Origin of the sequence: Kitasatospora sp. NBC_01287 (assembly GCF_026340565.1) — a bacterium.
Taxonomy (GTDB): Bacteria; Actinomycetota; Actinomycetes; order Streptomycetales; family Streptomycetaceae; genus Kitasatospora.
On record NZ_JAPEPB010000001.1, the window covers coordinates 8,226,370 to 8,239,868 of the forward strand.

The window sequence follows — 13,499 nt, forward strand, 5'->3', positions numbered from 1 at the left end:
GTGCGCACCGGCGCCGCCCCGGCCCCGTCAGCCCTGCCAGACCTGTGCGTACCGCCGCAGGAAGAGCGCCTCGGAGAGCGCCATCCGGGTCAGCTCCTCCGGGTCCACGCTCTCGTTGACCGCGTGGATCTGGGTGGTCGGCTCCTCGACGCCGATCAGCACGATCTCGGCCTTGGGGTAGAGGGTGCGCAGCGTGTTGCAGAGCGGGATCGAGCCGCCCTCGCCGGCCACCACCATGTCCGTCCCGAACGCCTCGCGCATCGCCTCGCCCAGCGCCTCGTAGGCGGGGCCCGAGGTCTCGGCGAGGAAGGGGTGACCGCCGTTGAGCCGGGTCACGGTGAGCTGGACCTGCCACGGGGCGGCCTGCTCCAGGTGGGCGATCAGCGCGTCCTGGGCGGTCTCGATCGACATGCCCGGCGGCACCCGCAGGCTCACCTTGGCCCGGGCACCGGCCTGCACCGAGGAGGTGGAGCCGACCACCGAAGGCACGTCGATGCCCACCACCGTCACGGCGGGGCGGGCCCAGAGCCGGTCCGCGATCCCGCCGGTGCCGATCAGCGCGACGCCGTCCAGCACCCTGGCGTCCGCGCGGAACCGGTCCTCCGGGTAGCTGACGCCCGGCCAGGTCTGGTCGGCGGGCAGGCCGTTGATCGTGGTGGCGCCGTGCTCGTCGTAGAGCGAGGCGAGGATCTTGAGCAGCGCGGCGAGCGCGTCGGGGGCGGCGCCGCCGAACTGGCCCGAGTGCAGGTTGCCGGCCAGCGTGCGGACCTCGACCGAGACCTCGGTGATGCCGCGCAGCGAGGCGGTGGCGGTCGGCAGGCCGGCCGCGAAGTTGCCGACGTCGCCGATCACGATGGCGTCCGCGGTCAGCAACTCGGGGTGCGCCAGGGCGTACTGCTCCATGCCGCCGGTGCCCTGCTCCTCGGAGCCTTCGATGATCACCTTCAGGTTGACCGGCAGCACCTGGCCGCCGCTCTCGCGCAGCGCCCGAAGGGCCGTCAGGTGCATCAGGATGTTGCCCTTGCAGTCGGCCGCGCCGCGTCCGTACCAGCGGCCGTCCCGCTCGACGAGCTCGAACGGAGGGGTGCTCCAGGCGGCTTCGTCCAGCTGCGGCTGCACGTCGTAGTGCGCGTAGAGCAGCACGGTGGGCGCGTCCGGCACCCCGGTCAGTTCGCCGTAGACGGACTGGCTGCCGTCGGGGGTGTCGATCAGCGACACATTGGTCAGGCCTTCGGCGCGCAGCGCGTCGGCCACCCACTGCGCCGCCGCCTGGCACTCCCGCTCCAGCCCGAGCTGCGGATCGGCGATCGACGGGAACGCCACCAGCTCGGCCAGCTCGCGCTGGGCACGGGGCATCAGGGCGCGGACGGCGGTGGCGAGATCGGGCGAGGGTTCGGTCATGGAAGTTCTCCGGAAGCTGGCAGGTCTGATCACACGTGCGACCGAGCATAGGCGCCGCCCCGGTGCCCCGGCCGCGCGATGGGGCTGGTGGCGCAGGAGGCCCGCGGCCGTCCGCCGCCTAAGATGACTCGACGTGAGAGACTCCGGTAGCGCACCCGAAGCCAGCCTGACCACCAGCCAGCCCGTCGACGGCCCGGACGGACCCGCCGCCGACCCAGCAGCCGTGACCGATGGCCCCGACCCGCTCGACGGTGTCTGGGACGTCGTGGTGGTCGGGGCCGGCCCGGCCGGTTCCTCGGCCGCGCACGCCGCGGCGGCGCAGGGCCGCCGGGTGCTGCTGCTGGACAAGGCCGAGCACCCCCGCTACAAGACCTGCGGCGGCGGCATCATCGGCCCGTCCCGGGACAGCCTGCCGCCGGACTTCAAGCTCCCGCTGCAGGACCGGGTGCACGCCGTCACCTTCGCGCTGAACGGCCGCTTCACCCGCACCCGGCGCTCCAAGCGGATGCTCTTCGGCCTGGTCAACCGCGACGAGTTCGACCTGCGGCTGGTCGAGGCGGCCCAGCAGGCGGGCGCGGTGCTGGTCTGCGGGGTCACCGTGACCGGCGTCGAGCAGCAGGGGGGCGCCGACCGCCGCACGGTGGCCGTGACGCTGGCCGACGGGCGCTCGGTGCAGGCCCGCGCGGTGGTCGGCGCGGACGGCAGCGCCAGCCGGATCGGGCGGCACGTCGGGGTCACCTTCGACCAGATCGATCTCGGCCTGGAGGCCGAGATCCCGGTGCCCGAGCAGGTGGCCCGCGCCTGGGAGGGCCGGATCCACCTGGACTGGGGGCCGCTGCCGGGCAGTTACGGCTGGGTCTTCCCGAAGACCGACTCCGGCACGCTGACCGTCGGGGTGATCTCGGCGCGCGGCGACGGCGAGCTGACCAAGCGCTACCTGGCCGACTACATCCGCCGCCTGGGGCTCTCCGGCTTCACTCCGGCCGTGGAGTCCGGCCACCTGACCCGCTGCCGGGCCGAGGACTCTCCGCTCTCCCGCGGCCGGGTGCTGGTGGCCGGCGACGCGGCCGGGCTGCTGGAGCCGTGGACCCGCGAGGGCATCTCGTACGCGCTGCGCTCGGGCCGGCTGGCCGGTGAGTGGGCGGTGCAGGTGGCCGAGGCGACCGGCCCGCAGGAGGTGCGGCGGCAGGCGCTGAACTACGCCTTCGCGGTCAAGGCGGGCCTGGGCGTGGAGATGCGGGCGGGCAAGGTGATGCTGGAGGCCTTCGAGCGGCGGCCGCACCTGTTCCACCTGGCGGTCTGCCTGATCGACCCGGCGTGGCGGGCTTTCGCCCGGACCACCCAGGGGCACAGCACCTTCGCCCAGATCCTGCGCCAGTACGGTGCCGCCCGCCGGCTGGCGGCGCTGGCCTCGCGCTGACCGCGGCACGACCGTCCGTACTCCCGGGGGAGTAGGCGCGGGCACCCCGGCGGGCTGACGTCCGCCGGGGTGCGGCTGCCCTAGCCTTCCGGCATGAGCTCTTCCGGCCCGAGCGGCGAAAGCGGCCCGCCTGCCCGGCGCGGCCCGAGCGGCGAACCCGGCCCGAGTGCCGGACCCGGCCCGAGTGCCGGACCCGGACCCGGGCCGTGGGGTCCGCCCTGGGCCGGCCGGCGCCGGGGCGGCCCTCCGGTGGTCTCCTCGCTCCTCGTCGCCGCCCTCCAGCTCGCGGGCACGGCCGGGGCGGTCAGGCACCAGGTGCCGCCGTGGGTGCCGCTGGACGCCCCCGGCTACCTGCTGCTGCTGATCGGCCCCGCGCTGCTGGTGCTGCGGCGGCGCCACCCGGCCGCGGTGGTGGTGGGGACGGCCGCGGTCACCCTCGGCTACCTGGCCGCCGGCTACCCCTACGGCCCCGTCTTCCTGAGCTTCGCGGTCGCCTACTGCGCCGCGGTCCAGCGCGGCCACCGCCGCGCCGCCGTGCTGAGCCTGCTGGGCCTCTACGGCGGCCACCTGCTGCTCGCCCTCGCGCTGCCGGCCCGCTGGCTGCGCGGTGGCGGCGGCCCGGTCGGCGCCTGGCCCGAGTTCGGCCTGACCGCGCTCGCCCTGCTGCTGGCCGCCGTCGCCGAGCTGCTGCGGTTCCGCCGCGAGCAGGCCGCCGCGCACCGCGCCGCCCGCCAGGCCGCCGCCCAACGCCGGGCCGATGAGGAGCGGCTGCGGATGGCCCGCGAACTGCACGACATCCTGGCCCACAGCATCTCGCTGATCCACCTCCAGGCCGGGGTGGCCCTGGAGCTGATCGACGATCAGCCCGAGCAGGCGCGGTCCGCCCTGATCACCATCAAGGCCGCCAGCAAGGAGGCGCTCGGTGAGGTCCGCCAGGTGCTCGGCACCCTGCGGACCCCCGGCGCGGCCGCGCCGCGCCGCCCGGCCCCCGGCCTGGACCGGTTGCCCGAGCTGACCGCGCAGGCGGCGCACGCGGGACTGAGCGTCGCCGTCCGCACCGAGGGCGGCGAGCGCGCGCTGCCCGCCGGTGTGGGCCTGGCGGCCTTCCGGATCGTCCAGGAGGCGCTGACCAACGTGATCCGGCACTCGGCCGCCCGCCGCGCCGAGCTGCTGCTGGACTGGACGGCCGCCACCGGCCTGACCGTCCAGGTGGACGACCCCGGGCCGCCCGCCGCGCCGGACACGGCCGAGCCGGCGGGCGGCGGCAACGGACTGGCGGGCATGCGGGAGCGGGTCCGGGCGCTGGGTGGCACGCTGGCGGCGGGGCCGCACGCGGGTGGCTTCCGGGTGCGGGCGTACCTGCCGACCACCGGCACCGACCGCGCGACGGACGAGGAGCACCAGGGATGATCCGGGTCCTGCTGGCGGACGACCAGGCACTGGTGCGGGCCGGCTTCCGGGCGCTGCTGGACGCGCAGGCCGACCTGACGGTGGTCGGTGAGGCCGGCGACGGCGCGGCGGCCGTCGAGCTGACCGCCGAACTGCGCCCCGACGTGGTGCTGATGGACATCCGGATGCCCGGCCTGGACGGGCTGGCGGCCACCCGCCGGATCACCGCCCGCCCCGAGCTGGCCGAGGTCAAGGTGGTAGTGCTGACCACCTTCGAGCTGGACGAGTACGTCTTCGAGGCGCTGCGCGGCGGTGCGGCCGGCTTCCTCGTCAAGGACACCGAGCCGGCCGATCTGCTGCGCGCGGTGCGGGTGGTGGCGGCCGGCGACGCACTGCTCTCGCCCGGGGCCACCCGCCGCCTGATCGGCGAGTTCGCCGCCCGCTCCAAGCCTCCGGAGCCGACCGCCGGCCCCGCGCTCGACCGGCTGACCGAGCGCGAACGGGAGGTGCTGGCGCTGGTCGGCCTGGGCCTGTCCAACGCCGAGATCGCCCGCCGCCTGGTGGTCAGCCCACTGACCGCGAAGACCCATGTGAGCCGCGCGATGGTCAAGTCGGGTGCCCGTGACCGGGCGCAGCTGGTGGTGCTGGCCTACGAGAGCGGCCTGGTACGGCCGGGGTGGCTGGGCTGAGCCGACCGACGTGGCGCCAGGGGAGCCCAGGGCAACCGCTGGCGCCGGTCAGTGGCAGAGCTCCTCGCCCAGCGGGCTGCGCAGGTAGAGCACCGAGCGGCCGTGCCGGGCCCGGGTGACCAGGCGGGTGGCCAGCAGCACCGCGAGGTGCTGGCTCACCGCGCCGGGGGTGACTCCCAGGCGCAGCGCCAGTTCGGTGGTGGAGACCGGCTCGTGCAGCAGGGTCAGCAGCCGCGCCTTGGGGGTGCCGAGCAGCTGCGCCAGCGCGTGGGGGGTGGCCGGCGGGTCGAGGGCCTCCGCCATGGTGCCCTGGCCGCGGGCCGGGTAGCAGATGGCCGGCGGACAGTCGGTGCTGATCGAGGTGTTGGCCGCACCGGCGAAGCAGGTCGGCAGGAAGACCAGGCCACGCCTGTCCACCTGGATGTCCGCGTCCGGCGAGCGGTCCCAGCTGCGGTTGATGGTCAGCACGCCGTCCGCCCAGTGCAGCCGGCCGTCCAGCTCGGCGAGCATCGCGGCCATGCCGTGCTGGGCCAGCGTCCGCGCGCGGTGCACGATGTCCGCCTCCAGCACCGACCCGGCCCTGGGCCACCAGTGCGGGGCCAGGCAGTTCTCCCAGTACTCCGCCAGGGCCAGGCAGATCTCCGCCAGCAGCCGCGCCGGATCCGACAACCCCTCGGCGAGCAGGGCGGGCAGCTCTCCCCGTGGTGGCAGCAGGGCCTTCTCCAGCTCGCTCCGCAGTACGGCCGGGTCGGTGGCCCGCACCACACTCAGCTCGGTGCGGAAGGCGGGGGCGGGTGTGTTCGGACGGGGCGTCAGAAAGTCCGGTATGTACCGGTTGGCGCCGACCAGCGAGCGGAGCAGGGGACCGCCTTCGAGCCGTTCGAAGTGCGGACGCAGCGGGCGGAACCAGGGCTGCTGCGCCGGGTAGCTGCCCGGATGGGTCCACATCCGCAGGCTCAGCACCGTCTCCTGCAGCGGTGAGCGGGCGAAGGAGACTGCGGCGAGGTCGGCCAGGCCGAGGTGATAGCGGTGCATAACAGGGCGCCACTTTAGCCTGGTGCTAAATCAGTGTCCGTACGGTATCCGGCCGGGCTGAGATTCGCGTCATGACGACGACAAGCGCTGCCCCCACGACGTCCACCGCCATCCCCCCGCCCGCCCCCATCCGCCCGCGCGGCCGCCTGCTGCCCGCCGACCCGGTGGTGCGGCTGCTGACCTGGGTCACCCTCGTCAACAGCCTCGGCAACGGCCTCTTCTTCACGGTCAGCGCGCTCTACTTCACCCGGATCCTCGGCTACGGCCTGACGCAGGTCGGTGTGGTGCTGACCGTGGCCGGACTGTGCGGGGTGCTGGCCAGCATCCCCGCCGGGCGGGCCGCCGACCGGTGGGGCAGCAAGCGGGTGGCGATCGCGCTGTGCGCCGTCGAGGGGGTGGGCGCGACCGCCTACCCGCTGCTGCACGGCCTGGCCGCCTTCGTGATCCTCTCCTGCGCGGTGACCGCGCTCGACCGGGGACAGGCCACCGCGCGCAGCGCGCTCTACTCCGAGGTGCTGCCGAGCGAGCAGCGGGTGGCGGGGCGGGCCTACCTGCGGGCCGTCACCAACGTCGCGATGGGCCTGGGCGGCATCGTGGCAGGCCTCACCCTGCAGGCCGACACCCGCTTCGCCTACACCGTGACCGTGCTGGCGGACGCCGCCAGCTTCCTGGCGGTGGCGGTGGTCATGACGCGCCTGCCGGGGCGCCCGCCGGCCGTGCGCGCGGCCGCCGCCGCCCGCACCCGCGCCGAGCGGCGCAACCCAGCGCTGCGCGACCTGCCGTTCATCGTCATCACCTGCCTCAACGCCGTGCTCACCCTGCAGTTCGCGCTGCTGGAGATCGGCGTCCCGCTCTGGATCGTCCGGGACACGCACGCGCCGCGCGCCATGGTCGCGGCCTCCATGGCCATCAACACCGTGCTGGTGGTGCTCTTCCAGGTCCGGGCCACCCGGGGCACCGAGCGGCCGGGGACGGCGGCCCGGGTCTGCCTGCGCGGCGGTCTGCTGCTGGCGGCCGGCTTCGTGCTGGTCTCCCTGGCGCACGGGCTGTCGCCGCTGCTCGCCTCGGTGGTCCTGGCGCTCGGTCTCATCGTCGAGGCGGGTGGTGAGGTGCTCACCCAGGCGGGCGGCTGGGCGCTCAGCTACGACCTGGCCGGTGACGGCGCGGTCGGCGCCTACCAGGGCGTCTTCAACGCGGGTGCGGCCGCGGCCATGATGGTCGGGCCCGCCCTGGTCACCCTGGGCGTGGTCGGCCACGGGCTGCTCGGCTGGCTCTGCACCGGCCTGCTGCTCGCCGCCGCCGGGGCCGCGATGGCCCCCGCGAGCCGCTGGGCGCAGCGCCGGGCGACGGCCTGACGGAGCGCCGGGGCGCCGGGCCGGTGGCCTCTGGTTCTCCCGCGCCCGGCATGCCAGAGTGCTCCCAGCCCGTCCGAACCACCCTCATGTCGGATACCGGAAAGCAGGTCCCACCACGATGACCAGCGCAGCCCCCTTCGTCCGCGTCGGCACCACCGGCGCCGTCACCACCCTGGAGCTGGACTCCCCGCACAACCGCAACGCCCTCTCCACCCGGCTGATGGCCGAGCTGGCCCAGGGGCTGGCGACGGCTGCCGCGGACCCGGCGGTGCGCGCGGTGGTGCTCGGCCACACCGGCAAGGTGTTCTGCGCGGGCGCTGACCTCTCGGAGGCGACCGGCAGCGACCCCACGGTGGGACCGCGCGGCCTGGTCGACATCCAGCGGGCCATCGTGGACTGCCCCAAGCCGGTGATCGCCTACGTCAACGGCCATGTGCGGGCCGGCGGGCTCGGGCTGCTCGGCGCGGCCGACCTGGCGATCGCCGGGCCCGCCGCCACCTTCGCCTTCACCGAGGTGCGGCTCGGCCTGGCGCCCGCCGTCATCTCGCTGCCGCTGCGCCCCAAGCTGCAGCCGCGGGCCGCCGCGCGCTACTACCTGACCGGCGAGACCTTCGACGCGGTCGAGGCGGCCCGGATCGGCCTGATCACCCTGGCCGCCGCTGCCGAGGACGAGGCGGCCAAGGCGCTGGAGGAGGTGCTCGCCGCCCTGCGCCTGGCCTCCCCGCAGGGCCTGGCCGAGTCCAAGCGGCTGGTCAACGCCGAGGTGGTGCGCTCCTTCGAGCAGGACGCGGACGCCCGGGTCGAGCAGTCCGCCCGGCTCTTCGGCTCGCCCGAGGCCCAGCAGGGGATGAAGGCCTTCCTGGAGCGCCGCCCCGCGCCCTGGGCGGTGGACGCGGACTGACCGGGTCCGCGGGCCGACCGGGGTCCTGGGAGCTGCTCACCGGCGGGGTGCTCACTGGCGGGGTGCTCCGCGGCGCCGGGGTGTGATCTTGCTCCCCCGGCGGCCTGCCGAGGCCCGGCGGCGGCTACGGTGTGCGCATGCCGAACGCCGCCGCCCTGCTCACCGCCCTTCGCGCCACGGCCCACCGGGCCGCGGGCCGGGTCGTGCACCGGGGCTGGCGCTGGGTGCAGGAGCGCGGCGCGGTCTCCAACCAGAGCCCCGGACCGTACCGGTTCCACACCCTCGGCGACGGCAGCAAGCTCGCCTTCCCGCTCGGCACCGTCTTCAACGAGCAGTCGATCGCGATCGGCCCGTTCTGCATCATCGGCGAGCGGGTCACCATCTCGGCCGGCTTCCTGCCCGGCCTGGACCTCGGCCCCGAGCCGGTGATCACCATCGGCGGCGGCTGCGTGATCGGCCGGGGCAGCCACCTGGTCGGGCACCAGTCGATCGTGCTCGGCGACGACGTCTGGACCGGCCCGAACGTCTACATCAGCGACCAGGCCCACGAGTACCGCGACACCACGCTGCCGATCGGCAAGCAGTGGCCGCGCAACGAGCCGGTCGAGATCGGGGCCGGCAGCTGGATCGGCACCGGCGCGGTGATCCTGCCCGGCGCCCGGCTGGGCCGCAACGTGGTGGTCGCCGCCGGTTCGGTGGTCCGCGGCGAGATCCCCGACCACAGCGTGGTGGCCGGCGCCCCCGCCCGGGTGGTGCGCGGCTTCACCGATGCCGATGGCTGGCAGCCCCCCTTCCGCACCGACCCGCCGCGCCCACTGCCGGACGGCGTGACCGCCGAGCAGTTGCGGGCGCTGGTGGGCTGGGACCTCCGACCGCCCGCCGGGAGCTGATCCGCCCTGATGACCGCGACTGCACGCCTGCGCCCGGCCCGCCCGCAGGATGTCGAGCCGATCGCCGAACTGCGCGCGGTGGTGCTGCGCACCGACCTGGAACGGCTGGGCCGCTACGACCCCGACCGGGTGCGGCAGCGCCTGCGCGAGGGCTTCGCGGCCGAGCACACCTGGGTGATCCTGGCCGCCGACGGTCCCGCCGGCGGTACTGGTGACCAGGCTGGTGACGGTACCGGTGGTCCCGACGCCTTCGCGGGATGCGTCGCGCTGCGCCCGGCGGCGGACGGGCACTGGCTGGAGCACTTCTACCTGGACCCGGCCCGCCAGGGGCGCGGCCTCGGCGGCGCGGTGCTGCGCGAACTCCTTGCCGAGGCGGACGCGCGGGGCAGGACGGTCCGGTTGAACGTCCTCCAGGGCAGCCCGGCGCGGCGGCTCTACGAGCGGTTCGGCTTCACGACGGAGAGCGAGGACGCGGTGGACGTCTGGATGGTGCGGCACCCCGGCTGAGCCGGTTGCTCGTGGCCGACCGGACGCCGCGTCCCCCGCCGGCTCGGCTCGTCCCGGCCCGCCCCTGGGCGGCTCACCCCTGCCGGCTGCCCGGCCACTCCCGCCGGAAGCCCTCGCGCAGGGTGCCGCCGGTGCGGGCCAGCACCCGGCCGCCCGCGTGCAGCAGTGCGGCGGGGTCCTCGACGGCGGTGCGGTGCCCGGAGAGCAGGGCGGCGCCGAGGGTGGGGGAGGCGGCGAGCAGGCGGCGGGGCAGCCACTTGCCGGCGCCGCTCCAGGCCCGGTGGTGGTCGAAGAGCAGGTCGGCCGCCTGGCGCAGCAGCACGGTGGCGATCGCGGCGCGCTCGTCGGGGTCGGTGTTGTCGGCCAGGTCGTCCAGCGCCTCGGTCAGGCCGTACCGCAGGCTCTCCCGCTCACCGGGCCCCAGCGGCGGCGGCCCCGCGGCGAGTTCGGTCTCGGCGCTGGCCCTGGCCCGGGTGGCGTGGCCCTCGGCGTCGACCAGCACCGCGCCCTCGGCGTACACCCGTTGCAGCACCCCGCGCCGGTCGGCCCGCCCGGCGGCGAAGAGTTCGGCCAGGGCGGTCGGGGTGTGCACGAAGAGCTCGGCGACCCGGCCCTCGAAGCGGATCGTCTCCCGGTAGGTCGTGCCGGTGTCCTCACCGACCAGCACCACGAGGTCCAGGTCGCTGGTCGCGGTGGCCCGCCCGGTCGCGGCGGAGCCGCCGAGCACGGCCCCGAGGGCGTGCGGGAAGCGGAGGCTGACGAGGCGTTGGGCCTGAGCGGCGAGATCTTGGCGCATAGCGGGAGGATGGCAGTATCCGCACCGGCTGACCAGGGGTTTTCAGCGCCGGATCAGCGCCGGATCAGCGCCGGACCAGGTCTGGCCTGGAGCCGGATCAGCGCCGTCGGTCCGGTCGGCCCGGGTGCGGTCGAGGGGTGCTCGACCAGCAGCGCGTCGTAGCCCTCCAGGGCGAGGGCCAGGAGTGCCCCGCCCGCGGCCGGACGCAGCTCGCCGCCGCCCGGGGTGAGCGTGACGGCGGCGTCGGGCCGCTCGACGCGGGTCATCAGGTTGAGCGCGGTGACCGGGCCGCCCAGCAACCGGGCGCGGACGGGCAGCGAGCCGGCGAAGGCGAACGGGCGCAGCGGGGTGACGGCGATGGGCGCTGCCTCGCCCACGGTCAGCTCCAGCCCCTCGCCCGCGACCACGGTGAGGATCCGCGCCAGCCCGGGGAAGAGCGAGAACGGCCCGTCCGCCGCCACCTCCGCCAGGCTGACCCGCCACGCCCCGCCGGGGTCGGCCGCCACCTCGCGGGTCAGCCCGCCGCCGTTGCGCCACTCGGTGGCGGTGCGGGTGGCGGCGGGCAGTCGCAGAACGCTCATGCCCGCAGGCTACTCCCGGCCCGGCTCGCCACCAGCGCCAGCGCCGCCGCCCCCGCGCTCGCCGCCGCGACCGTGGTCAGCGCGACCGGCAGGCTCACGGCGTCGGCGAGGACGCCGATCACCGGCGGACCGATCAGCATGCCCGCGTAGCCGAGGGTGGAGGCGGTGGCCACCCCGCGCGGGCCGCCGACCTCGCCGGCCCGGGCGATGGCGAGCGGGAAGAGGTTGGCCAGTCCGAGTCCGATCAGCACGAAGCCGGCCAGCACCACCCAGGCCGAGGGCGTCAGTGCGGCCACCAGCATTCCGGCGGCGGCGGTCAGGCCGCCCGCGACCATCAGCCGCGCGTGGCCCAGCCTGATCGAGAGCCAGGTGCCGGCCAGCCGTCCGGCCGTCATCGCGAAGGCGTAGGCGGCGTAGCCGAAGGCGGCGAGCGTCGCACCCGCGTGCACGTCGTCGGTCAGGTGCAGGGTGGCCCAGTCGGCGAGCGAGCCCTCCCCGTACGAGCTGCAGAGCGCGGTCAGCCCGACCAGCAGCACCAGCACCCGCACCTTCGGCAGCAGCGGTGCGGCCGCCGGTGCGGCCGGATCGCGCCGGTGGGTGGTGCCGTGGCCGCGCAGCAGCACCACGCCGGCCCAGCCGGTGACCAGCAGCCCGAACGCCCCGCTGCCGGCCAGCGCCCAACTCGCCGTCAGCTGCCCGGCCAGCAGCCCGCCGACCGCCGCGCCGACGAGTCCGCCCAGGCTGTAGCCGGCGTGGAAGCTGGGCATCACCGGGCGGCGCAGCTCGGTCACCAGCTCGACGGCGGTGCTGTTCATCGCGACGTTGGCGCCGCCGTACGCCGCGCCGAAGAGCAGCAGGACCGCGCCGAGCGCCGGCACCGAGTGGGTGTGCGGAGGCAGCAGTACGGCGGCGCTCAGCAGGGCGAGCGAGAGCACGGTGATCCGGCGGCTGCCGTGGCGCAGGCAGAGCCGGCCGACCAGCGGCATGGTGGCCACCGCCCCGGCCGAGACGCAGAGCAGCGCGAGCCCGAGCGCCGAGTGCGAGGCGTGCACCTGGGCCCGGATGTCGGGGATCCGGACCACCCAGGCGGCGAAGAGGAAGCCGTCGGCCGCGAAGAAGGCGGTGAGGGCGAGCCGGGCGCTGGGCCAGGCACTGGGCCAGGCGGTGCGGCGGGCCGGGTGCGGGGAGCCGGTCGGGGCCGGTGAGTGGTGGACGGCGGCGCGTATTTTGTTTAGGGGCGGCACAAAGTGAGAATAGAGGAGTGCCGCACACTCCGACAACCCGTCGCACGCCCGACCGAGGCCGCAGCCTGCTCGGCCCGGCCCTCGAACTGATCCACACCGGCCGCGCCCCGACCCGTTCCGCGCTCACCGCCGCCCTGGACGTCACCCGGGCCACGGCCGGCGCCGTCGCGGGCGAACTGGCCGCACTGGGCCTGGTGAGCGTCGACCAGCACCCGGTCGGCAGCAGCCGGGGACGCCCCTCGCACCGGCTCGGCCCCGCCCCCGACGGCCCGGTGGTGCTCGCCGCCCAGCTGCACGCCGACGGCTTCTCGCTCGCGCTGGCCGGCCTCGGCGGCGCGCTGGGCGAGCCCGTGCAGCTGCCGCTGCCCACCGACACCGGGCCGAGCGCGCTGACGGCGGCGATCGCCGAGGCCGGCGCCGCGCTGGTCCGCGCCGACCGCCGCCGCTGCCTGGGTGCCGCGCTCGCGCTGCCCAATCCGGTCCGCGAGCCCGATGGCACCGCCCCGGCCGCGCTCACCTTCGGCTGGCCCGGCGACACCCCGGCGGCGGCCCTGTTCGCCGAGGCACTGGCCGCCCAGGACCTCGGTCCCCGGACCAGGCGGCCGCTGCCCACCGCGGTGGCCAACGACGCCAACCTGGTCGCGCTCGCCGAGCACCGGCACGGCGCGGGGCGCGGGGCCCGCCACCTGCTGCTGGTCACCTCGGGGCACCGGGGCGTCGGTGGCGCGCTGGTGGTGGACGGACGGCTGCACACCGGCAGCGCCGGACTCGCGCTGGAGGTAGGCCACCTGACGGTGGATCCGCTGGGCCGCCCCTGCCCGTGCGGCAACCGGGGCTGCCTCAACGTGGAGACCGACCCGACGGCCCTGCTGGCCGCCGCCGACCGCAGCCCCGAGCCCGGCGTCCGGCTGCTCGACCAGGCCCACGAGCTGGCCGCCTCGGCCGCCCACGACCCGGTCGCCCGGGCGGCGGTGGACAAGGTGGTCGACCGCCTCGGCCTCGGCCTGGCCGGCCTGGCCAACATCCTCAACCCCGACCGGATCGTGCTCGGCGGCCTGCACCGCGACCTGCTGGCCGCCGCCCCCGAGCGGCTGCCCGCGCAGGTGACCGGGCACAGCCTGTGGGGCCGCTGCGACCAGGTCCCGATCCTCGCCGCCTCGCTCGCCCACGCGGGCCTGGCCGGGGCGGCCGAACTGGCCTGGGCGCCGTACCTGGAGAACCCGCAGCTGGCCGAGGCGTAGCTGCGGCGTCCCCGGCGCGGGCCCCCGGCGCGGGCCCCCGGCCCTGGCCG

The 13,499-nt window shown here is 76.0% G+C and carries 13 protein-coding genes; 8 read left to right on the top strand and 5 right to left on the bottom strand.

Features of this window, described 5'->3' with window-relative positions; translation table 11 throughout:
* Window positions 1–27 precede the first annotated feature (27 nt).
* A complete protein-coding gene (locus OG455_RS35160) occupies window positions 28–1,401 on the bottom strand; it encodes a dipeptidase (RefSeq protein WP_266300331.1) in 1,374 nt (457 codons plus the stop codon).
* A gap of 223 nt (window positions 1,402–1,624) precedes the next feature.
* Here OG455_RS35160 and OG455_RS35165 point away from each other — a divergent pair, with 223 nt between their 5' ends.
* The 3 genes from OG455_RS35165 to OG455_RS35175 all read left to right on the top strand — a co-directional run bounded on the left by OG455_RS35165 (window position 1,625) and on the right by OG455_RS35175 (window position 4,899).
* The gene (locus tag OG455_RS35165; RefSeq protein ID WP_266301071.1) at window positions 1,625–2,821 is read left to right on the top strand and encodes a geranylgeranyl reductase family protein; all 1,197 of its coding nucleotides are present in this window, start codon (window positions 1,625–1,627) and stop codon (window positions 2,819–2,821) included.
* A 93-nt stretch (window positions 2,822–2,914) separates the two neighbouring features.
* Window positions 2,915–4,231, top strand: coding sequence for a sensor histidine kinase (locus tag OG455_RS35170; RefSeq protein ID WP_266300332.1), 1,317 nt, complete (start codon window positions 2,915–2,917; stop codon window positions 4,229–4,231).
* The gene (locus OG455_RS35175; RefSeq protein WP_266300333.1) at window positions 4,228–4,899 is read left to right on the top strand and encodes a response regulator transcription factor; all 672 of its coding nucleotides are present in this window, start codon (window positions 4,228–4,230) and stop codon (window positions 4,897–4,899) included. The genes OG455_RS35170 and OG455_RS35175 overlap by 4 nt, the downstream gene beginning before the upstream one ends.
* A gap of 48 nt (window positions 4,900–4,947) precedes the next feature.
* Here the strand turns inward: OG455_RS35175 and OG455_RS35180 are convergent, their stop codons facing one another.
* Window positions 4,948–5,934 carry a MarR family transcriptional regulator gene (locus OG455_RS35180; protein ID WP_266300334.1) on the bottom strand — a complete coding sequence of 329 codons (987 nt, stop codon included), beginning with the start codon at window positions 5,932–5,934 and terminating at the stop codon, window positions 4,948–4,950.
* 71 nt (window positions 5,935–6,005) lie between these two features.
* Between OG455_RS35180 and OG455_RS35185 the strand changes: the two genes are divergently transcribed.
* From OG455_RS35185 to OG455_RS35200, 4 genes are all read left to right on the top strand, one after another.
* Window positions 6,006–7,289, top strand: a complete 1,284-nt coding sequence (locus OG455_RS35185) for an MFS transporter (protein WP_266300335.1) — start codon at window positions 6,006–6,008, stop codon at window positions 7,287–7,289.
* Window positions 7,290–7,407: 118 nt separating this feature from the next.
* Complete coding sequence (locus tag OG455_RS35190) at window positions 7,408–8,190, top strand: enoyl-CoA hydratase family protein (protein ID WP_266300336.1); 783 nt, start codon at window positions 7,408–7,410, stop codon at window positions 8,188–8,190.
* A 137-nt stretch (window positions 8,191–8,327) separates the two neighbouring features.
* Complete coding sequence (locus OG455_RS35195) at window positions 8,328–9,080, top strand: DapH/DapD/GlmU-related protein (protein WP_266300337.1); 753 nt, start codon at window positions 8,328–8,330, stop codon at window positions 9,078–9,080.
* A gap of 9 nt (window positions 9,081–9,089) precedes the next feature.
* A complete protein-coding gene (locus tag OG455_RS35200; protein ID WP_266300338.1) occupies window positions 9,090–9,587 on the top strand; it encodes a GNAT family N-acetyltransferase in 498 nt (165 codons plus the stop codon).
* Between the two features lie 73 nt (window positions 9,588–9,660).
* On the opposite strand, the gene OG455_RS35205 is transcribed toward OG455_RS35200, so the two are convergent.
* From OG455_RS35205 to OG455_RS35215, 3 genes are read right to left on the bottom strand one after another with little or no spacing between them, the layout of a single operon-like run.
* On the bottom strand, window positions 9,661–10,383 hold the full coding sequence (locus tag OG455_RS35205; protein ID WP_266300339.1) for a nucleotidyltransferase domain-containing protein: 723 nt from the start codon (window positions 10,381–10,383) through the stop codon (window positions 9,661–9,663).
* A gap of 53 nt (window positions 10,384–10,436) precedes the next feature.
* Window positions 10,437–10,964, bottom strand: coding sequence for a HutD family protein (locus tag OG455_RS35210; RefSeq protein WP_266300340.1), 528 nt, complete (start codon window positions 10,962–10,964; stop codon window positions 10,437–10,439).
* A complete protein-coding gene (locus OG455_RS35215; RefSeq protein ID WP_266300341.1) occupies window positions 10,961–12,208 on the bottom strand; it encodes an MFS transporter in 1,248 nt (415 codons plus the stop codon). Before OG455_RS35215 ends, OG455_RS35210 begins: the two co-directional genes overlap by 4 nt.
* Before the next feature lie 17 nt (window positions 12,209–12,225).
* On the opposite strand from OG455_RS35215, the gene OG455_RS35220 reads away from it, so the two are divergent.
* On the top strand, window positions 12,226–13,449 hold the full coding sequence (locus OG455_RS35220; RefSeq protein WP_266300342.1) for an ROK family protein: 1,224 nt from the start codon (window positions 12,226–12,228) through the stop codon (window positions 13,447–13,449).
* Window positions 13,450–13,499 lie beyond the last annotated feature (50 nt).